21 protein-coding genes and 1 pseudogene are annotated in these 17799 nt (G+C 61.4%); 16 read left to right on the top strand and 6 right to left on the bottom strand.

Annotated elements, in window-relative coordinates; translation table 11 throughout:
• Window positions 1-136: 136 nt before the first annotated feature.
• Together P6U24_RS32930 and P6U24_RS32925 are read left to right on the top strand one after the other, a co-directional pair.
• Window positions 137-1060 (top strand): DUF2493 domain-containing protein, encoded by a 924-nt coding sequence (locus tag P6U24_RS32930; protein WP_407160672.1) that lies wholly within the window; start codon window positions 137-139, stop codon window positions 1058-1060.
• Between the two features lie 145 nt (window positions 1061-1205).
• Window positions 1206-1385, top strand: a complete 180-nt coding sequence (locus P6U24_RS32925; protein ID WP_407156566.1) for a hypothetical protein — start codon at window positions 1206-1208, stop codon at window positions 1383-1385.
• A 305-nt stretch (window positions 1386-1690) separates the two neighbouring features.
• Here P6U24_RS32925 and P6U24_RS32920 read toward each other — a convergent pair.
• Window positions 1691-1796, bottom strand: a pseudogene (locus P6U24_RS32920) (DUF736 family protein); the annotation flags it as partial.
• Window positions 1797-2224: 428 nt separating this feature from the next.
• Here P6U24_RS32920 and P6U24_RS32915 point away from each other — a divergent pair.
• Window positions 2225-2545, top strand: coding sequence for a DUF736 domain-containing protein (locus P6U24_RS32915; RefSeq protein ID WP_407156565.1), 321 nt, complete (start codon window positions 2225-2227; stop codon window positions 2543-2545).
• Window positions 2546-2650: 105 nt separating this feature from the next.
• On the opposite strand, the gene P6U24_RS32910 is transcribed toward P6U24_RS32915, so the two are convergent.
• Window positions 2651-2878 carry a helix-turn-helix domain-containing protein gene (locus tag P6U24_RS32910; protein WP_407156564.1) on the bottom strand — a complete coding sequence of 76 codons (228 nt, stop codon included), beginning with the start codon at window positions 2876-2878 and terminating at the stop codon, window positions 2651-2653.
• Window positions 2879-3094: 216 nt separating this feature from the next.
• Between P6U24_RS32910 and P6U24_RS32905 the strand changes: the two genes are divergently transcribed.
• The 7 genes from P6U24_RS32905 to P6U24_RS32875 all read left to right on the top strand — a co-directional run bounded on the left by P6U24_RS32905 (window position 3095) and on the right by P6U24_RS32875 (window position 6484).
• Window positions 3095-3382, top strand: a complete 288-nt coding sequence (locus P6U24_RS32905; protein ID WP_407156563.1) for a DNA -binding domain-containing protein — start codon at window positions 3095-3097, stop codon at window positions 3380-3382.
• Window positions 3383-3520: 138 nt separating this feature from the next.
• Window positions 3521-3712 (top strand): transcriptional regulator domain-containing protein, encoded by a 192-nt coding sequence (locus P6U24_RS32900; protein WP_407156562.1) that lies wholly within the window; start codon window positions 3521-3523, stop codon window positions 3710-3712.
• On the top strand, window positions 3672-4292 hold the full coding sequence (locus P6U24_RS32895) for a DUF2285 domain-containing protein (RefSeq protein ID WP_407156561.1): 621 nt from the start codon (window positions 3672-3674) through the stop codon (window positions 4290-4292). Before P6U24_RS32900 ends, P6U24_RS32895 begins: the two co-directional genes overlap by 41 nt.
• A gap of 133 nt (window positions 4293-4425) precedes the next feature.
• On the top strand, window positions 4426-4704 hold the full coding sequence (locus P6U24_RS32890; protein WP_407156560.1) for a helix-turn-helix transcriptional regulator: 279 nt from the start codon (window positions 4426-4428) through the stop codon (window positions 4702-4704).
• A 54-nt stretch (window positions 4705-4758) separates the two neighbouring features.
• Window positions 4759-5223 carry a DUF2840 domain-containing protein gene (locus P6U24_RS32885; protein ID WP_407156559.1) on the top strand — a complete coding sequence of 155 codons (465 nt, stop codon included), beginning with the start codon at window positions 4759-4761 and terminating at the stop codon, window positions 5221-5223.
• The gene (locus P6U24_RS32880) at window positions 5220-5729 is read left to right on the top strand and encodes a S26 family signal peptidase (RefSeq protein ID WP_407156558.1); all 510 of its coding nucleotides are present in this window, start codon (window positions 5220-5222) and stop codon (window positions 5727-5729) included. Before P6U24_RS32885 ends, P6U24_RS32880 begins: the two co-directional genes overlap by 4 nt.
• Before the next feature lie 2 nt (window positions 5730-5731).
• Window positions 5732-6484, top strand: coding sequence for a lytic transglycosylase domain-containing protein (locus P6U24_RS32875; RefSeq protein WP_407156557.1), 753 nt, complete (start codon window positions 5732-5734; stop codon window positions 6482-6484).
• Window positions 6485-6719: 235 nt separating this feature from the next.
• On the opposite strand, the gene tnpC is transcribed toward P6U24_RS32875, so the two are convergent.
• The 3 genes from tnpC to tnpA all read right to left on the bottom strand — a co-directional run bounded on the left by tnpC (window position 6720) and on the right by tnpA (window position 9571).
• Window positions 6720-8249 (bottom strand): IS66 family transposase, encoded by a 1530-nt coding sequence (gene tnpC, locus P6U24_RS32870; RefSeq protein WP_407154078.1) that lies wholly within the window; start codon window positions 8247-8249, stop codon window positions 6720-6722.
• Between the two features lie 69 nt (window positions 8250-8318).
• Entirely contained in the window at window positions 8319-8672 is a 354-nt protein-coding gene (tnpB, locus tag P6U24_RS32865; protein ID WP_407154079.1) for an IS66 family insertion sequence element accessory protein TnpB, read from the bottom strand.
• Window positions 8669-9571: an IS66-like element accessory protein TnpA gene (gene tnpA / locus P6U24_RS32860; protein ID WP_407154080.1), complete on the bottom strand. Its 903-nt coding sequence runs from the start codon at window positions 9569-9571 to the stop codon at window positions 8669-8671. The genes tnpB and tnpA overlap by 4 nt, the downstream gene beginning before the upstream one ends.
• Window positions 9572-9830: 259 nt before the next feature.
• Here tnpA and P6U24_RS32855 point away from each other — a divergent pair, with 259 nt between their 5' ends.
• The 4 genes from P6U24_RS32855 (at window position 9831) to P6U24_RS32840 (ending at window position 16471) form a co-directional block, all read left to right on the top strand.
• Entirely contained in the window at window positions 9831-11558 is a 1728-nt protein-coding gene (locus P6U24_RS32855; protein ID WP_407156556.1) for a relaxase/mobilization nuclease domain-containing protein, read from the top strand.
• 89 nt (window positions 11559-11647) lie between these two features.
• On the top strand, window positions 11648-13624 hold the full coding sequence (locus P6U24_RS32850; protein ID WP_407156555.1) for a conjugal transfer protein TraG: 1977 nt from the start codon (window positions 11648-11650) through the stop codon (window positions 13622-13624).
• A 9-nt stretch (window positions 13625-13633) separates the two neighbouring features.
• Window positions 13634-14044, top strand: coding sequence for a CopG family transcriptional regulator (locus P6U24_RS32845; protein WP_407156554.1), 411 nt, complete (start codon window positions 13634-13636; stop codon window positions 14042-14044).
• Window positions 14045-14416: 372 nt separating this feature from the next.
• Window positions 14417-16471, top strand: a complete 2055-nt coding sequence (locus tag P6U24_RS32840) for an MFS transporter (protein ID WP_407156553.1) — start codon at window positions 14417-14419, stop codon at window positions 16469-16471.
• A 68-nt stretch (window positions 16472-16539) separates the two neighbouring features.
• On the opposite strand, the gene P6U24_RS32835 is transcribed toward P6U24_RS32840, so the two are convergent.
• Entirely contained in the window at window positions 16540-16827 is a 288-nt protein-coding gene (locus P6U24_RS32835; RefSeq protein ID WP_407156552.1) for a multiprotein-bridging factor 1 family protein, read from the bottom strand.
• A 208-nt stretch (window positions 16828-17035) separates the two neighbouring features.
• Here P6U24_RS32835 and P6U24_RS32830 point away from each other — a divergent pair, with 208 nt between their 5' ends.
• Together P6U24_RS32830 and P6U24_RS32825 are read left to right on the top strand one after the other, a co-directional pair.
• Window positions 17036-17557 carry a hypothetical protein gene (locus P6U24_RS32830; protein WP_407156551.1) on the top strand — a complete coding sequence of 174 codons (522 nt, stop codon included), beginning with the start codon at window positions 17036-17038 and terminating at the stop codon, window positions 17555-17557.
• Window positions 17554-17733: a hypothetical protein gene (locus P6U24_RS32825; RefSeq protein ID WP_407156550.1), complete on the top strand. Its 180-nt coding sequence runs from the start codon at window positions 17554-17556 to the stop codon at window positions 17731-17733. The genes P6U24_RS32830 and P6U24_RS32825 overlap by 4 nt, the downstream gene beginning before the upstream one ends.
• Window positions 17734-17799: the final 66 nt, after the last annotated feature.

Genomic DNA, 17799 nt, shown 5'->3' with positions numbered 1-17799 from the left:
CGCCCTTTTAGCCATCCTCCGCTGGCGCTGCGGCCCTCCGCGTTGCTCCGGGTGCAAGCCCGTTCCGCCCGCCGTCTGAGTGATCGCCACGAAGGCCGCGATGGGCGCGGCCGATCCGGCAAAAGGACGCCTCTCCATGACCGATCGTGACGACATCGAACCGCCGCACGCTTCATCTGCCACCGACCTCGTCCTCAACGAATTACAGCTCTTTGGCTATCGTCCATTCGACGACCAGCCCGATCCGAGACCGCTGCCCGAAGGCACGACGATCGCCGGCGCCGTTGCCGACATCTTCGATGCCCTGGTCGCCACACTCAACGACACCCGGCTCGAACCGGACCTTCCGGACCTGCTCTGGTCGACAGTCAACCTCTTTCACCGCGCCGCAGACCGAACTAATCGTCAGCTCGACGATAACGAACAGGCGCAACGCAAGAGCCAGCGCGAGCAAGACGGCTCGGAAGTGCGATCAGTCGAACTGGAGCGCTTGACGGCAGAAGGCATCACACTGATTGAACGCCGCAACTGCCTGGAATTCTTCCGCGACCAGGCCATCGAGCGCTTTGAGCTCCACACCGGCTCCGCCTGGCGTCCTCGATCGGGATCACTTGTCAACCATCGCACGCTCACCGCAGCCATGATCGACTCCCGGGACTTCATCGCAGCCAAGCGCCGGGCCGAGACTGAGGTCATGTTCCCATCTGGGCCAAAGATCGCACTCACCGGTGGTCTCGACTTCAACGATCACCGCCTGATCTGGGATCGCCTCGACAAGGTTTACGCCAAGCATCCCGACATGGTCCTTATCCATGGCGGCTCGCCAAAGGGTGCCGAACTGATCGCCTCCAAATGGGCGACCACCCGGAAGGTACCACAGGTCGCCTTCAAGCCGGACTGGACCAAGCACACCAAGGCAGCACCTTTCAAGCGCAATGACGCCATGCTCGAACTGCTGCCGATTGGCGTCATGCATTTCCCGGGCACGGGAATCCAGGACAACCTCGCCGACAAGGCGAAGCGGCTCGGTATCCCTGTTTGGAAATTCGGCGGCGCGTGAGCGCCGATCTGCCAGCGTCTACACCGCCAACAAGGTCGAGTTGCAGCGGCCGCAACTCCGCCTCGTTTCGCTCTCGTATCCAGATCTGCGCCGCGGTGGTGGTGGAAGGCGGGCCCATGACATCAATGCACATGGAGTCACCACCATGCTGGCCTTTCGCTTTCTCCTTAACATCGCTGGAATTTGCTTGTTCTGGTGGCTGATCTTCACGCTGGCCGTGTACGATTTGCCGTTCTTCGTAGCGATCAATGCCGGCATCTGGCATTCCACAGTGGCGCCGGTTTGCTCGCCACGCCACTTGTTGCCGTCTCCATCGGCGGCATGACGCTGGCAATCGCTCAAATCGCTTTCGCCATTACCCGGTCTCCTGATGTTGCGTGCCCTCATTGCGGCCGGGTTCGCCTTGCCGGCCACGCTTGCTGCTATCATGTCGTTCTTGCCATGGCGCAAATCGGAGTGCCTTCACCTATGGCGAGGGTCTTTGCTTGCCTCGGCGCGGCCTTTATCGGCGGCACAGCCTGAACGCGTTTGACTGTCTTTCCAGAGCCCGGCCCGCTCGAGCCGGGTAGGGCGGTCAGCGACGGCCCTCGCACAGTTCTTACGGCCGCCACGCGCGAGGGATGATATCTCTCCCTCATCATCGAACAGGTCAACGTAGATAAGCGCGTTGAAGGAGGGATCGTCGAGCTTGAGCGAAAGAACATTGGGTCTTTCCAGAGCGCTTCGACCAGCTGGCGATTGCTCCCGCTCCGTCTCAGACGTGGAAGGCCTTTCTTTGGAGGTGTCTCTCGGCGCCGATGCCGTTATTTCCCGCATTCTGTTTCTTTCTCTACGCTGAGCCGTTTCGACCCCTTGTGCGGCAGAACCGAGATCAGCCAACTCTTCTCCCAAGGCTGTGTTTCAGCACGCGACGCACCGGGCCTCCGTGATGGCTGGATCTGGCCGAAGAGCGGCTGCGCCTCGATCGTCTGAGCCGCAACGCTGTCGCATCGACTTTCTTCCCCTGGGCTTCGCCCATTCCTCGCGCGAGCCAAGAAAGTCGCTGCGACAACGTCCTCCGCTGCGCTTCGGCCCTTCGGGTGCGTCGCCGATCGTCCTCGGCCTCAAAGATCGCCATCGAGGCCGCGGTGGTCGCGGGCTCGAAACACAAACAGGAGAAGAGACATGGCTACCATCGGTTCGTTCAAGAAGGTCGGAAACGATTACCAGGGCGAAATCATCACCCTCAGCTTGCAGGCCAAGGGCGTTCGCATCGTCGCCGAGAACAGTGCCTCCAACGACAAGGCTCCGAGCCACCGCGTCTTCGTGGGGCGAGCCGAGATCGGCGCCGCCTGGTCGAAGCGCTCCGAGGAAGGCCGCGACTATCTCTCGCTCAAGCTCGACGACCCCTCCTTCAACGCCCCGATCTACGCGAACCTGTTCGACGACGAGGGTGGCGAAGGCTTCACCCTGCTGTGGTCGCGGCCGCGCAAGAACGGCGAGTAAGAGCGCCTTCGCAAAGCCCCGCCCGGGAAAGCGGGCGGGGCCTCTTTGCTGCTTCAAACAGCGAACGGCCGTGCCGGTTGAAGAACGAAGCGCGCTGACCAGCGCCTACGACTTGGTCGCCCGCCCAGCGCGGCGGAGCAGGTCTCCAGGCTCGACTCCCAATGCTTCCGCAATTTGCCCGAGTACCGTGACGCTTGCCGACACATCGCCACGCTCGATCGCGCCGACGTAACGAGCGCTTAGGCCAGCGCGTTCAGCCAGCTCCTCTTGCGTCATTGCTAGATCATGGCGCTTACGACGCAGGTTCACTGCCATGATCTCCTTGAGATCCATGGTGGCATGCGAACCTGAGACGGAATGATCGTTCCAGGAACGATCGTTCCTATTCGTCGTAGAACATGTTATTGCACTTATTACGCCGTGGTGGCCCGCACTTATCAGTGTAGAAAAGGGCTACGGAAATCGTGCTGGCGACGCTGATCCAAATGAGGCTAAAGTAAGTCCTCCAGATCGACGGGGAATTAGAATCATTCGCTCTATGACGCGCTCATGAAAGAACCACCTGCAGATCCAGACGTTGCCGACCTTGCGCCAACGGATCCTGTGCTCACGGTCTACGACGAAGAGCATATCGTTACATATTTGCGCATGCTTGATGCAGACGCGGAGGGGGCCGACTGGCGCGAGGTGGCGCAAATCGTCCTCCACATCGATCCCGAACTGGAGCACGACCGCGCTAGACGTGCGTTCGACAGCCACCTGACCCGCGCAAAGTGGATGACGGAGCATGGATATCGCGATCTGCTCCGAGGCGGTGCCTCAAATCCGAACCTCTGAGCGCTTACATAGAATAATTTGCTCGCTGGCCGGTGGGTTCGATCTCGTGCATCACGCGATGCACGATCGGGGGCTAGCTACAACTCCTGCTCGTCTCGATTATTGCGCCGCAATCGAGCTGTGCAGTGGGACGCGTACATGTCGAAATTCAACTGGAGGTCGTCGGATGAGTTTTACAAGCGTGTTGAGGGGGCGGAAATAGCCGGCTTTGCCTGGGAGTGCTTGCGCCGCAATCCTGGTTACCAGCAGGCTCAGCGGACAGCGCCGTCGGCCGATACCAGCGCGAGCATTGGGTTTCGACGGCAATGGGGGTTGGTTTTTCGCAGCTGATCCCGGTCAATCCTATCTCGAGCAGACGATCTTCTGGGCACCAGAAGTCCTGGCGACGGTCATACCTGTACGTCCCGCGCTGATCGCCGGCCCGTATTCGCCCGTCCGCCTGGACCTTCGCAACCTGGACGGTGGTCAGTTGCGCCAAGGCCCTGACGGCTGGCACGCGGTCATGCATCTGCGCGGTGTAGAGCACCGCATCTGGTGCAAAGAGGCGCCGCTCGTCTCTGCTGCCTACACTGTTGAATATCCGTTCGACCGGGACTTCGAATTCAGGGTCGATGCGGGGAGGCGTTTGTGGCGAGGCCTGAATGGCAGACCGCAAGGAAAGCCGCTCCATGCGCTCTCAGTCTACCGCCGCCGGCGGCTCGCGCTTGCGTTGCGCGCGCTGGACGCGCGGACGGACGGTGCCACCTATCGCGAGATCGCTGACGTCCTGCTGCCCGCTCACCGCATCGTCAAGCGGGACTGGCGAACGCACGACACGCGCAATCGGATCATCCGCCTGGTCAAGACCGGTTTAGCCTTGGTGCAGGGCGGCTACCGTGCGCTGCTGAAACCTCCCTCGCGAAAGAAGTAGAGCGATCATTTGGGGGTATCGAAATTACACCCCCTCATGTTCGGCATCCCCCTTCGAGGTTCTTCTCCGTCATCGTCGCCGTCAGCGCGCCACCAAACCCGTTGGCGCTCCACACGGCCACGGAGCCTGTCAGATGTCCGATCTGAATCTCGCTACATCGCCACGCTATCTACGAACCTCCGAAGCAGCGCGATACCTCAGCCTTTCACCCCGCACCCTCGAGAAACACCGGACCTACGGAACCGGTCCTGCCTACCGGAAAATTGGCGGCCGCGTCGTCTACGCCGTCGCCGACCTCAAAGCCTGGGCAGACATCGGCACGAGAACGTCAACCAGCGATCCAGGCACAGGCACCGTCCTGCCGGCCAAGCGGCACGCTCCCATCCCTTATGCAGGAAAAGAGCGGCGCTGACCCATGAAGAAACACGCACATAATCCCGAGATCCATTCAACGAAGAAGGTCGGCATGAGCGACCTTACGACCGTTGAGATCTTGTGGCTCGAAAAACGCATCGAGAACCGCGTTCGCTTTGGCCGATCCGTTGCGGAGAAGATCATCGACCGCAATCGACGCGTGCTGTCGTTCGCCCCCGGCAGCATCTTCGCGTTCGTGCGTTGGACGTCCAACGACTTTGGGACGATGCTATCGCGCATCGATATCCTGCGCGCGGCGACGCCAGGACAGCGCTATTCCACCGTGCCCTGGATCACGCCGGGCGGTGAGAGCCTGTTGCGGCTTTCCGGCTGGCCGAAGGTCGAACGGGTGCTGCAGACGATCGATATCGTCGAGGCGCTCGGCATCGATCCGGCCGACGCAGCACCTGAGTACTGGCACCACGTTCATAACCGATTGTCGGTCAACGAAACACCTCGGCCATACACCCGGTCCCGTCACCTAGCCTGGCTCCATCGGAGGAGGGTGTCGTCATGAACGCTCGGTGTGCGGCGATTGTCACGACAATTGTAACAGCAGGTCTTCTCCTTGCGACGCTCGACGGGGCGACGCCGCACTACGTATGGAACGCGTCAAACAGCGTTCCGATCGGTCTTTATCGCGTTCGGCCAGCAACCAGGTTGATTGTCTCCGAACTGGTTGCCATCCAGCCACCCGAGCTTCTTGCCGCGTTCCTTGATCTCAATGGTTATCTCCCGGTCGGCGTCCCCATGCTCAAGCGCGTGTTGGCGCTTCCTGGACAAACCGTCTGCAGGACCGGCCTGACGGTTACCGTCGATGGCATCGATGTGGGGCAGGCACACGAACGCGACACGCGAGGTCGTCCGCTTCCGGCTTGGCATGGATGCCGTGTGATCGCATATGGCGATGTCTTTGTCATGAACTGGCAGTCCCCGGACTCGCTCGACGGTCGGTACTTTGGACCGCTTCCCGCGTCCGCGGTGATCGGCAGAGCGATACCCGTCTGGACCGACCAGGAGTGATCATGCACAGCATTCTCGCTCCCTCGGCCGATCGCAATTCCTCAGAACCGCCTCTGATCTGTCCTTACCGACCATGCTCAAAAGTCGAACGACGTTCGCTAGGTCGGCAATGGAAAAGCTGTCGCTGTGAGCTGGCGAGCTCGATTGCATGGCTCTGCTCGCTTCGATCTGGTGCGCAGATCATCGCGGTGATCACGCAGTTCGTATGCTTGATCGCGACCCCGATGCTGTTTGAATCCAGCGCGGGTGCACAAACCGCGCTGCGTCCTCAATCCATTGACCGATTCGCCGACTTCGTCGCGGAAGCATCCGCTCGCTTTGCCGTGCCCGTGCGCTGGATCCGTGCCGTTATCCAAATCGAAAGCGCAGGCGACGAGCATGCAGTCTCGTCCCGCGGCGCGATGGGCTTGATGCAGCTCATGCCCGGCACGTGGCTCGAGCTCAGCGTTCGCTACGGTCTCGGTCTCGATCCCTTTGATCCGCGTGGCAACATCTTGGCAGGCACTGCCTACCTGAAGGAGCTGTACGATCGCTTCGGATCGGCAGGCTTCCTTGCGGCCTATCATGCGGGGCCGACACGATATGAACAGCACCTGGCGACAGGCCAACCGCTTCCAGCGGAAACGGTGTCCTACGTCGCGGCCGTCACGCCGTTGCTCGGTAACGAGCAGGGTGAACACGCGGCATTTCACATCAGACGAGCGGTTCCTTGGCGGGAAGCTCCGCTGTTTGTTGAGCGTGGCGAAGCGCGGTGACTGACCTTGGGTTCGCAGTCGCAGTGCTGAAACCGTGCAATTCATCGGTCAGCCCTCAGCCATGTTTTTGCATCGAAACGGCTATCCGCTGATCTGTTCATACGCCAATCAGGTGAGGACCAATCGCGATGACTGGAATTGCATCTTGTTGGAAGCGCGGCGCGCTCTTGGATGTCTGCAGCTCGCGAATTGGGCGCTGGAGAGGAGCGGTAAGCGTCCGGCTGCTGCACTTCTCTCAGCTCTTGACAGGATTTGCGGCTTTCCAAGCCCACGGCAGCAGGTCATCGAGGCGATTGACCGGGTATCCGTCGATCATGCGCGAGAGCACGTCATGCAGATAGGCGTAGGGCTCGACATCGTTCAGCTTGCAGGTTTCGACCAGCGTGCACAGCACGGCCCATCTGTGTCCGCCTCCATCGCTGCCAGCGAACAGATGGTTCTTGCGGCCGAGTGCAACAGGCCTGATTGCGCGCTCAACCGGGTTGGTATCGAGCTCGATGTGACCATCATGCAGGAAGCGCGTCAAACCGTCCCATCGCGAGAGCGCGTAGCGGATCGCTTCAGCAAGCGCGCTTCGGCCCGGCACGAGAGGAAGCTGCGCTTCGAACCAGAGCCGCATGGCATCGATAGCGGGCTTAGAGCGAGTCCGGCGCGCTGCGAGCCGGTACGCAGGCGACTGACCGCGAACATCCGCTTCTACGCCATAGAGCTCCGCAATCCGCCGCAGCGCCTCGGTCGCGATCGGAGCATTGGTGGCCTGCGCCACCTCATAGAAGCGTCGCCGTGTATGGCTCCAGCATGCGGCGAGCACAACGTTGCCTTTTCCTGTCAGGGGCTCGAAGCCGGCGTAGCCGTCGACGTGGAGCACGCCCTTGAAGTTTGCCAGATGAGAAGCTGGCCGCTCAGCTCTGCGGTCTGGCGCGAACAGATAGACCGCCGCCGGCGGCTCCGGTCCGCCCCAGCCGCGTTGCTCGCGGGCATAGACCCAGAGTCGTCCCGTCTTCGTTCGCCCACGTCCGGGGTCGAGCACCGGTACGGGCGTATCATCGGCAAACAGATGGTCGGAGGCAAACACGTTCTTGCACAAACGCTCGTGCAATGCCTCGAGCCACCAGCAGGCGCCGCCGACCCATCCAGCGAGCGTCGATCGCGGGAGATCGACGCCGTGGCGTGCGAAGATCTGCGACTGCCGATAGAGCGGCGTGTGGTCGCAATATTTGCTGACCAGCACCTGGGCAAGCAACGCCGGCGTTGCCAGGCCGCTGGCGATCACCCGCTCAGGGGCCGGTGCCTGAACGATCGTCTCGCAAGCACGGCAAGCATACTTGGGACGGGTAGTTCGTACCACGCGCAGTTGAGCCGGTATCCAATCCAGCATCTCGCTCACGCTCTCTCCGACCACATGCAGCGCGCCGCCGCAACACGCGCAGGTCATGTCGTCGATGTCGAGCCGCACGTTCTCGCGCGGGAGATGATCGGGCAGAGGCTTGCGATGGGAAGACCGTTCGTTTGGTTGCTTATCAGCCGGCGGATGGCTCTCCTCCTTGCCGGCCAAATCGGCTTCGATCTCTTCAAGTCCAAGCGCAAGCTGATCCGGATCGATGCGTTCGGAACGTCGGCCGAACTGCGCGCGCTGCAACTGCTTGATGATGGACTTGAGGCGCTCGATCTCGGTGTCGCGATGTTCAAGACCGCCGGCGATATCGCGAACGAGGCGATGCAGAAGTACTGTATCTGTCGGGAGATTGTTCAAATCGAGCTGCATGTTCGATACTACTCGAACACGCTGATTCGAAGAACTGCCGTCGCTCTATTTGATGCAGTGTTTTGCGAGTTATCCCGCAAGAAGCGGGCGCCAGAAGCGCTCTGGTGTGCGCCAGTCGATACCCTCAAGCAGCATTGCGAGCTGCGCCGGCGTCAGCATCACCGTGCCGCCGGGCTCGGTTGCGCGCGGCCACATGAACTGCGCGCGTTCGATGCGCTTGGTGAAGAGGCACAGCCCTGTCCCATCCCAGAACAGGATCTTCAAGAGCGAAGCATTCTTGCCGCGGAAGACGAACAGATGGCCCGAGAACGGGTCCTTCTTCAGGTGTTCCTGCACCAATGTCGAGAGTCCATCGAGTCCCTTGCGCATGTCGGTGTAACCAAGCGCCAGGTGCACTTGCACGCCCGCCGGGATGACGATCATGACGCCTTCTCCTTGCGGGCGAGCTGCCGCTTCACTTCCGCCGGACTGCTGCCCACTGGTGCAAAGACACGGCGTCCGTTTTCCAATTCGACTGCGATCATCCCGTCCGGCGGCTGCACGAGGTCGCACAACGCCGCGAGCGCCGGCACCTCGTTCGCCGTGCCTTTGGTCAGCGCGACAGTTGCCAATCGCGGCGCCTTCTTAGCCGCCAGGCCGAACTGCACCCGCCAGCGGAAGACCATGCTGGTGGCGACGCCGTGCCGACGGCAAACCTGCGACACGCTGACACCTGGTTTCTCCGTCTCCTGCACGATCGCGCGCTTCTGTTCGTCGCTGAAGCGGCGCCGGTTGGACCGACCGTCCGCCTCTTGCGGTGTCAAGCGGTATTTGCGCCGTACGCAACTAGCAGCGCTGCTTAATTGAGCCCGGGCACTCGGATGAAGCAGAGATCGCCAGTCCATTTCCTCGCCGGAATCGGCAAAGCGATTGCGCCAAATGCGCAGTGCGTAAGGAGAAAGTCCGAGCGCCGCGGCATACTCCGCATTCCCCAAGCCGCTCCAGTTCATCGCCTCAACGTGCATGCCCCAGAACGCCCGAACAGCAATTGTGTCGCTATCCGTACGCATGTTGTAGCGATAGGTGAATGTTTTCCGGCGGGGCTTCGATCGCGCTTTCTTGCCCTGTCGTTCGAGCTGTTTGGTGCGCAAATTCTGCAGGCGTTTCTTGCGTTTGCGCAGATCTTCCGAGCTCAGCAGATGACGCGCCCATCTCTTGAACGACGTCGTCGAAATTTCGCGTCGGCGGCAATATTCCTCGACGCTTTGATGCCCGGCGTACCAGGTCGCAACGTGGTTCGACCAGTACGGGTTGTTGGCCTTTGCCCAGGAACGATGACCCACCGCCGGAGATCCTCCACCTCACGAAGGAGCCCCACATCATTCGCCATTGCACATAATCAATCTATGTGCGGAGATCGGACGGTTACGCGAGAGAACCGTGGAGGGCAGGATAAAGCGCACAAGGTGCGCGCGGTCGGTTGGGATGGGTGCAGCCTGAGAATTCCAGCGCTCCAGCAAACATTGCACAATATCGATCGCACCTTGCGATGTTCGACAAACCTTTATCACCGCTCGACTTTCGACACCCTGTGAGCCCAGGATGACTGGAAACGACGATTTTCGCGTCCGTCCGGGCCGCATCCGCTCGACGCGCGCGGCTCGCGCAAAGCCGTTCCTGGCACAGGCGCTGCAAGCCGCGCAGAAGGCCGGCGGTCTCTCGCGGGCCGGCCAGAGGCGCGGCAGCACGTTTGGGCGTGGCCGCGCCGCGAGCTTGGCCGCGTCGCGGCTCCTGGGCAGCCGCGCCCGTGGCGCCGTCGTCAAAGCACGGGTCGTGCGGCGTACTCGTTCCCCCGGGGCGCTGCGCGCCCATATCGGATATCTCCAGCGCGATGGGGTGACCCGCGACGGGTCGCAGGGCCAATTGTTCGATGCGGCCCGCGATGAGGCGGACGGCCGAGCCTTCACTGAGCGCTGCAACGACGACCGGCATCATTTCCGGTTCATCGTCTCGCCCGATGATGCCGGAGAGCTCTCGAGCTTGCGGACCTTCACCCGCGAGCTCATGGACCAGGCCTCGCGCGACCTCGGCACGCAACTCGATTGGGTTGCTATCGACCATTGGAACACGGAGCACCCGCACGTCCATATCCTCGTGAGAGGTCGCGCCGATGACGGCCAGGACCTCGTCATCAGCCGCGATTATATTTCGACGGGCTTGCGTGCCCGCGCCGGCGATCTCGTCACCCGCGAGCTCGGCCCGCGATCGGAGCTTGAGGTCCGTCGTGGTCTTGAGAATGAGACGACGGCCGAACGCTGGACACGGATCGATCGGGTGCTGGCCCGGGAAGCGGGAGCGGCGGACGGGGTCATTGATGTCAGGCCGAGCCGGGATGCCGCGGTCGATCCGCTGCGGGAGCTTAGAATTGGCCGGATGCGGACCTTGCAGCGGTTGGGTCTGGCTGAACCTGCGGGGCCAGCACGCTGGGTGCTTGCGGCTGACGCAGAGCAGCGCCTACGGGAGCTGGGCGAGCGCGGCGATATCATCAAGCGGCTGCACAAGAGCCTCACGAAGGATGGCGCCACACGCGCCCCGTCATCCTGGGCGCTCGAAGGCGAACGCCATGGCGAGCCCGTGATCGGCCGCCTCATCGCCCGCGGTTTGGATGACGAGCTGAGGGGCTCGGCATTCGCTATCGTCGACGGCATCGACGGGCGCGTGCATCATCTCAAGCTCCCCGACATCGAATCGGCCGGGGATGGTCCGATCGGCGGCATCGTGGAGCTCCGCCGTTTCGAGGATGTAAAGGGCCGTCAGCGTATCGCGCTCGCGGTCCGCTCGGATCTCAGTCTCGACCAGCAGGTGGCAGCGGAAGGAGCGACCTGGCTCGACCGCCGGCTGGTCGCCCGGGAAGGTGCAGAGCTCTCGCGTGCCGGTTTCGGCGGCGAGGTTCGTGCTGCGCTCGATCGCCGGATCGATACCTTGGCGGAGCAGGGGCTCGCCCGCCGTGACGGAGACAAGGTCACCATCGGGCGCAACCTTGTCGCTACGCTGCGCAGCCGAGAGCTCGGCGCGGTCGGACGGCGTCTCGCCTCAGAAACGGGACTGTCGCATCTGCCCGCTGAGGCAGGGCAGGCCGTTACCGGAGTTTATAGCCGTCGGCTGTCGCTTGCTTCCGGTCGCTTCGCGATGATCGACAATGGCTTGGGTTTTCAGCTTGTCCCCTGGATACCGTCCCTGGAACGTGAGTTCGGCAGGCATGTCAAGGGCATTGCCGGTCCCGGTGGCGTTGAATGGAGTTTGGGACGCAAGCGCGACCTCTCGCTCTGACCATCCGATTTCTACGCCACGGTGCGTGCGATCACGATAGCGACCGGATCGCTGTTGAATGTCAGCTCGACTTGCGCATCCCTCGACGCATGTCCGCAACCAAAATCCTCTGGGGCCAGCTCCTCATTGCGCCGCTGCTCGTGCTCGCCTTTCTCTGGGCGGCCACCGAGTGGACCGCCTGGCAACTCGGCTTTCAGTCGCAGCTCGGGCCGGCCTGGTTCATGGTCGGGCCCTGGCCCATGTATCAACCACTGGCTCTCTTCATCTGGTGGTTCAAGTTCGACGCTTATGCGCCAACGATTTTCCTTCAGGGTGGGTGCGTCGCCGGAAGCGGCGGCATCGCAGCCATGGTCGTTACAATGATCCTCTCGGTCTGGCGTGCGAAAGAAGCTCAGCACGTCACGACTTATGGTTCAGCGCAGTGGGCCGATCCAAGAGAGGTGCGCCGTGCCGGCCTTCTTGGACCCGATGGCGTCGTGCTCGGTCGTTTGGGCGACCGCTACCTGCGGCACAACGGTCCCGAGCACGTGCTGTGTTTTGCGCCGACCAGGTCGGGAAAGGGCGTCGGTCTCGTCATTCCGACCCTGCTCACATGGCCGTATTCGACGATCGTTCACGACATCAAGGGCGAGAACTTCCAATTGACCGCCGGCTTTCGCGCCCAATTCGGGTCGGTGCTTCTGTTTAATCCGACCGATCCCGCGAGCGCCGCTTACAATCCATTGCTCGAGATCCGCAACGGAGATAACGAGGTACGCGATGCGCAGAATATCGCCGACATTCTCGTTGACCCCGAAGGCGCGCTGGAGCGGCGCAATCATTGGGAGAAAACCAGCCATTCTCTGCTTGTCGGTGCCATTCTCCACGTCCTCTACGCTGAGGCCGACAAGACGCTGGCGGGGGTCGCCAATTTTCTGTCGGATCCGTCACGCCCCATCGAGGCAACTCTGAACGCCATGTTGGCCACACCGCACCTTGGCGAGCGCGTCCATCCGGTGGTGGCCTCGGCGGCGCGCGAGCTGCTCAACAAGAGCGAGAACGAGCGATCGGGCGTGTTGTCGACGACCATGAGCTTCCTGGGGCTTTACCGCGACCCCGTGGTTGCCAAGGTGACGGGCCGAAGCGACTGGTGCATCCGTGATCTGGTTGATGGGGATCAACCCGTATCTCTGTATCTGGTGATCCCGCCCTCCGACATCGCCCGCACCAAGCCGCTGATGCGCCTCATCCTCAATCAGATTGGACGGCGGCTGACCGAAAGTCTGGATACCGACCGGCGGCGGCAGAAGCTGCTGCTGATGCTCGATGAGTTCGCAGCCCTCGGCCGCATGGACTTTTTCGAAAATCAGCTAACCTTCATGGCAGGCTACGGGATCCGAAGCTTCCTGATCACCCAGAGCCTGAACCAGCTTGAACGCGCCTATGGCCCGAACCACGCGATTTTGGACAATTGTCACATCCGGATCGCATTCTCGACCAATGACGAGCGCACCGCCAAGCGCGTATCGGACGCGCTCGGAACAGCAACCGAGATGCGCGCGATGAAGAATTATGCCGGCCATCGCCTCTCACCCTGGCTCGGCCATCTGATGGTGAGCCGCCAGGAGACGTCGCGTCCGTTGCTTACGCCCGGAGAGATTATGCAACTCTCTCCCAACGAGGCAATTGTGATGGTCTCCGGGCTGCATCCGATCCGCGCCCGCAAAGTCCGTTACTATGAAGACCCCCAATTCCAGCGCCGGATCTTGGAGGCATCACATACCACGCCGATCGGCCGGCCCCCGCGATCGGACGAATGGTCAGGACACGCGCCAATTCCTCCGTCGGTGAAATTGCTTGACGCTCTCAAGAACAAAGCAAGCGATCAGAATGGCGGCATCCGCCGCGAGCCGGAGTTGCCGCAGCAAGAAGAGGTGGTTGTGAAGGCGCCACTCGTGGAGAATGAATTTGATGCTGCACCGGACGAGGGTGATACTGAAGCCGTGCAAGCATCAGCGTTAAACCGATCAATGCAGGGCCTGGCACGCGCTGTCAGCCTGGATCCTGACGACGAGATGGGCCTGTAAGCGGGCAATATGAAAAAGACCCAGCTCAGCATCTACCTCGATCCAGAGATATTCGCGAGCCTGGAGGCCTACGCAACACATCAGGGCAAGCCGAAGTCACTGGTGGCCGAGGCCGCGATCGGGTCGTTTCTTTCACCTGACGATTCCGACCGGCGGGAGGCCGCGATCGCGAAACGCCTGGACCGGATCGTGCGGGTGCTCGAGCGGCTCGAACGCAATGATGGCATCACACTCGAGACCATAGCCCTGTTCATTCGCTTCTGGCTGACGTCAACGCCGGCTCTCCCAGAGCAGTCGAGCCCAGCAGCGCGTGCCAAAGGCGCCGAACGCTACGACCGCTTTGTCGAAGCACTCGGCCGGCGCCTCTCGAGCGGATCGACGGTCCTCAAGGAAGTCAGTATCGAATCGCCTGAAAAGTGAAGCGGCGCGAACCAAAGGTCAGGCCGGCTCTTCGCCAGGATGACGCGGTTTCACCCTGAAGAAGAGGTGCGCATCCAAATGGCTTCATTCGCGAAAACGATTGTGCAGCTATTTTGAGAAACGATCGCCTTCAGCTCTGGTGATCGCCTAGCGCGCAATGCGCCAAACAGATCTTCGCCTTCGCTGATACTCTGTTGCCGATCAACACGGTGCCGCATCTCTTTTCTTTTCTTACGCCAGAGCATGATCGGCAGTTCTGCTCTGTTGAGCCCAAGCTCAGCCTGCCTTTTCTGTAGTTCCCGTCAGATTGGCACCTCATCGATCGTTCCGCGAAGCCGCGGTCTCGATGATGAGGGTGTTGGGGAACATCAGATGCAACAACTCGCCGAATTGGGTGCCAAAGACGATCGCATTGACGCTCGACCTGCGCCCAAGCGCAAAACCTTTGCCCGTCGCAAAGTAACGGTCCGGCTTAGCGAAAGTGTCTGTGGCCGGCTTGACGTCGCAACCGACCGGCCGGGCATCGGCAAGAGCATGCTGGTTGAAGCTGCGCTCGAACATTTTATGAGCCCGGCGCCGTCGGTCGAAGCTCTGTTGCGCGAACGACTGGACGATGTGCACAGCAGGTTCGACCGCCTCGAGCGCGACATGCGGATGATCGCCGAGACCGTCGCGCTGCACGCCCGATACCAGTTGGCGGTGACGCCACCGGTGTCGCAAGAGCGGCAACAGGAGGCGATCCGCCTTGGTGACGAGCGGTTCAAAGTTTTGGCGCAGCAGGTCGATCGCCGCGTCCGGCAACGCCGGCCTCTCATGCAGGAGACAATCGAATCTCTGCATTCCCAAAGCCAGGGCGGAGTGGAGCACGAGACAGACGAGAGGGCTACCCAGACCGCGGAGCCGCAGCGGCACGATCAGAAAGCTGGCCCTGAATGCTCCGGCGTTGCCCAGGGCTTAAACCCTAGAGAGGAGGGGAACCGTTCGCGCGGTGACCGTGATCATGGCGCCAGTTCGCCGGACGCCCCGAGAGACTCACGACAAGATTCACGCCCGATACCGCCAAATTCCAATCCGAACCCGAGAGGCGAGTCTGAAGTGTCAAGAAAGGCGCCACTTTCTACATGGCGCATGATCCTCTCAGTATTTCTGCCCTTTGCCGCGGGCTATTACCTCGCATACCTGTTTCGGACGATCAATGCCGCGATCTCGCCGGCATTGGCCTCCGAGTTTGGCCTCGACGCCGCCGAGACCGGGCTGCTCGCGTCAGTCTATTTCCTGGTGTTTGGCTTGGCACAGATCCCTATAGGCGTCTTGTTGGATCGCCTCGGGCCGCGCCGGGTTCAAGGAGTGCTGCTGGTCATTGCCGCTGGCGGCGCCACGCTATTCGGTAACGCCTCGAGCTTCCCAGAGCTCCTCGTTGCGCGCGCCATGATTGGGCTCGGCGTCGCCGGCTCGCTGATGGCCGGACTCAAATCCATTGTCACGTGGTTTCCGAGAGAGCGTGTCGCGCTTGCCAACGGCTGGATGATCATGTTGGGCTCGCTTGGCGCGGTGACCGCGACCGCGCCAGCCGATTGGTTGCTGAATTACGTTGGTTGGCGCAGCCTGTTTGAAATTCTGACGATCGGGACTTTTGCGGTGAGTGGGCTCATTTACATCGTCGTTCCGGAGCGCTTCGTCGACCCGCAGATCGCCACCGCCGCCCGAAAGCCGCTGACCTTGTGGTCTGTCTATTCGGATCAACGCTTCCTGCGAATAGCACCGCTTTCTGCGACCTGCATCGGGTCGGCGTGGGCGCTGCAGTCATTGTGGGCTTCGGCCTGGCTCACGGACGTGGAAGGGCTCGACGGGAAGAGCCGGGTCTCTCATATGCTCTTCATGGCTGTTGGCCTTAGTCTCGGAGCCCTCCTGTTGGGTGCGATCGCTGATCGCTTGCGCAAACTCAACATAAGGACCGAAGTCATTTTGGCTGGTGTGGGGGTGCTGTTCACGCTGGCCGAACTCGCTCTGGTCCTGCGCATTCCGCTGCCATCGCTTTTGCCTTGGTTCACCGTGTCCATGGCCGGCGCCGCAACTGTCCTGAGCTTCGCGGCGGTGGCCGACTATTTCCCAAGGGAATTTGCCGCGCGCAGCAATGGCGCCTTGAACCTCCTGCACTTTGGCTGGGCGTTCACGATTCAATACGGTATTGGGTTCGTGGTCGGGCAATGGCCGGCTCAGGGTGGACACTATCCAGCCGTGGCCTATCAGACCGCATTCGGTCTTTGCGTTGTATTTCAGGCCGCCGCCCTGGTGTGGTTTGCGTTACCATGGATAAGGACGTGGGGTCGGAATGCCTTCGGAGCGCCCTCTGGAAGCCTCGCTGGATCCGGCGTCTCTTCTGTTGACGAGCCGATCCTTGAGCCGTGCGCAGGAGGCGATTGGTAAGAAAAATGTCCGCTGCTTGAATGCGATTTAGCTAGCCCGCCGCGCGTCAAGCCAGTCGCAGCCATTCATCATTTTGCTGCCGTCGAGGTCAAACGAACACCCGGCTGACCACCGTTCATGAACTCGATCCCTGCGGCTTCCAGGGCACGCCGAATCGCCGTGGCGGTCACACCGTGTGCACGTAGAGTCCCGCGCTGGCTCTCCAACCGTTTGATGGTCGCAAGAGAGACGCCGGAAGCCTCGGCGAGATGTCGCTGTTCCCATCGAAGGAGTGCCCGAGCTGCCCGAACGAGTTCGCTGGTCAGCTCGACCAATTCGATACCTTTATCACCATTTAATGCTTCAGGTATTGACATTGCCTCCGGACCGTAGTACCTCAGGGCTCACAATCAGGAACCAAGTCCGCCAAACCTTCGATCTGGCACGCGGATGACCTGGGTAACGACCGATCGCTCCGCAGCCCTGGGAACGCCGAGGGCGGCCGCGAGAATCGTCGCCGCCCCAATGTCGCTCGGGCAGCCATACTTCAGGGGTGGCGCAGCATGCAAGCATGCGGAAGAACAGATGGGTGAAATCCGCACCGAGCTTGATCCGCATGCACAAGGTATTGAAGACGCCAAGTCCGGATCATCCGCAGCGTTGGTGCCTCCCGCAGCCGACGCCGCACTCATTGCGCTCGAGCGGCAGTTCAGCGCAGCTTTCGCAGAATTGCTGGCGCTTGAGCGGTTGCGCAATGATCGAAATCCCCCAGGCGGGAAGAGCACCAGCGACGAGTTTGTGACCCGCCAGATCGAAATGATCCTGGCCCGTCTCGACCCCATCGAACGGGCGATCATGCAGACGCAAGCGCGCACGATCGCCGGGTTGGGCGTGAAAGCACGTCATGCGGCCCATGTCATGTCCCAGTACTGGGAAGACCCTCTTGAGCAGATCGATTGGGATGCGCAGGCGGCCCGCCTACTCATCGATGCGGTCTGCGACGTTGCGCGGACGCCACTGCCATTTCGCCATGCGAGCGACAACGATGATCGCGCGACACATCGAATGTCTCTGCAAGGCGCGGCGGAAATGGAAGAAGGCGAATGAGCATCGTATCGATCATGGCCGCGATCCTCGAGGATGAATTGCGAGAGCACGGCATTCTCAAGCTGACCCAGCTCGATTGCGAGACAATGGTCCAAAACATGATCGAACGTACGGCCGAGCTTGCGGTAGACATCAAACAGTATTGTCTGGAGCCAAACCCGAACGACGGAACCTGATAGTCTGCTCAGAACCTGACCAAGCTGCACGCGCTTCTTTCGACGCCGATATCGGGCGTCTAAAGC

The sequence above is a fragment of the Bradyrhizobium sp. STM 3557 genome (assembly GCF_045571465.1).
In the GTDB taxonomy this organism is placed as follows: domain Bacteria; phylum Pseudomonadota; class Alphaproteobacteria; order Rhizobiales; family Xanthobacteraceae; genus Bradyrhizobium.
Note: the sequence above shows the minus strand (reverse complement) of the source record. Positions and strands in the feature narration are given on the sequence as shown.

Bases quoted from the DNA above. Each gene is read 5' to 3' on its own strand.
- P6U24_RS32875 (WP_407156557.1), top strand. From the start codon at position 5,732: ATGCACAGCATTCTCGCTCCCTCGGCCGATCGCAATTCCTCAGAACCG.
- P6U24_RS32915 (WP_407156565.1), top strand. From the start codon at position 2,225: ATGGCTACCATCGGTTCGTTCAAGAAGGTCGGAAACGATTACCAGGGC.
- P6U24_RS32830 (WP_407156551.1), top strand. From the start codon at position 17,036: ATGGGTGAAATCCGCACCGAGCTTGATCCGCATGCACAAGGTATTGAA.
- P6U24_RS32910 (WP_407156564.1), bottom strand. From the start codon at position 2,878: ATGGATCTCAAGGAGATCATGGCAGTGAACCTGCGTCGTAAGCGCCAT.
- tnpB (WP_407154079.1), bottom strand. From the start codon at position 8,672: ATGATCGTCATCCCGGCGGGCGTGCAAGTGCACCTGGCGCTTGGTTAC.
- P6U24_RS32825 (WP_407156550.1), top strand. From the start codon at position 17,554: ATGAGCATCGTATCGATCATGGCCGCGATCCTCGAGGATGAATTGCGA.
- P6U24_RS32930 (WP_407160672.1), top strand. From the start codon at position 137: ATGACCGATCGTGACGACATCGAACCGCCGCACGCTTCATCTGCCACC.
- tnpC (WP_407154078.1), bottom strand. From the start codon at position 8,249: ATGCAGCTCGATTTGAACAATCTCCCGACAGATACAGTACTTCTGCAT.
- P6U24_RS32840 (WP_407156553.1), top strand. From the start codon at position 14,417: ATGCAACAACTCGCCGAATTGGGTGCCAAAGACGATCGCATTGACGCT.
- P6U24_RS32900 (WP_407156562.1), top strand. From the start codon at position 3,521: ATGTCGAAATTCAACTGGAGGTCGTCGGATGAGTTTTACAAGCGTGTT.
- P6U24_RS32905 (WP_407156563.1), top strand. From the start codon at position 3,095: ATGAAAGAACCACCTGCAGATCCAGACGTTGCCGACCTTGCGCCAACG.
- P6U24_RS32890 (WP_407156560.1), top strand. From the start codon at position 4,426: ATGTCCGATCTGAATCTCGCTACATCGCCACGCTATCTACGAACCTCC.
- P6U24_RS32880 (WP_407156558.1), top strand. From the start codon at position 5,220: ATGAACGCTCGGTGTGCGGCGATTGTCACGACAATTGTAACAGCAGGT.
- P6U24_RS32850 (WP_407156555.1), top strand. From the start codon at position 11,648: ATGTCCGCAACCAAAATCCTCTGGGGCCAGCTCCTCATTGCGCCGCTG.
- P6U24_RS32845 (WP_407156554.1), top strand. From the start codon at position 13,634: ATGAAAAAGACCCAGCTCAGCATCTACCTCGATCCAGAGATATTCGCG.
- P6U24_RS32835 (WP_407156552.1), bottom strand. From the start codon at position 16,827: ATGTCAATACCTGAAGCATTAAATGGTGATAAAGGTATCGAATTGGTC.
- P6U24_RS32855 (WP_407156556.1), top strand. From the start codon at position 9,831: ATGACTGGAAACGACGATTTTCGCGTCCGTCCGGGCCGCATCCGCTCG.
- P6U24_RS32925 (WP_407156566.1), top strand. From the start codon at position 1,206: ATGCTGGCCTTTCGCTTTCTCCTTAACATCGCTGGAATTTGCTTGTTC.
- P6U24_RS32885 (WP_407156559.1), top strand. From the start codon at position 4,759: ATGAGCGACCTTACGACCGTTGAGATCTTGTGGCTCGAAAAACGCATC.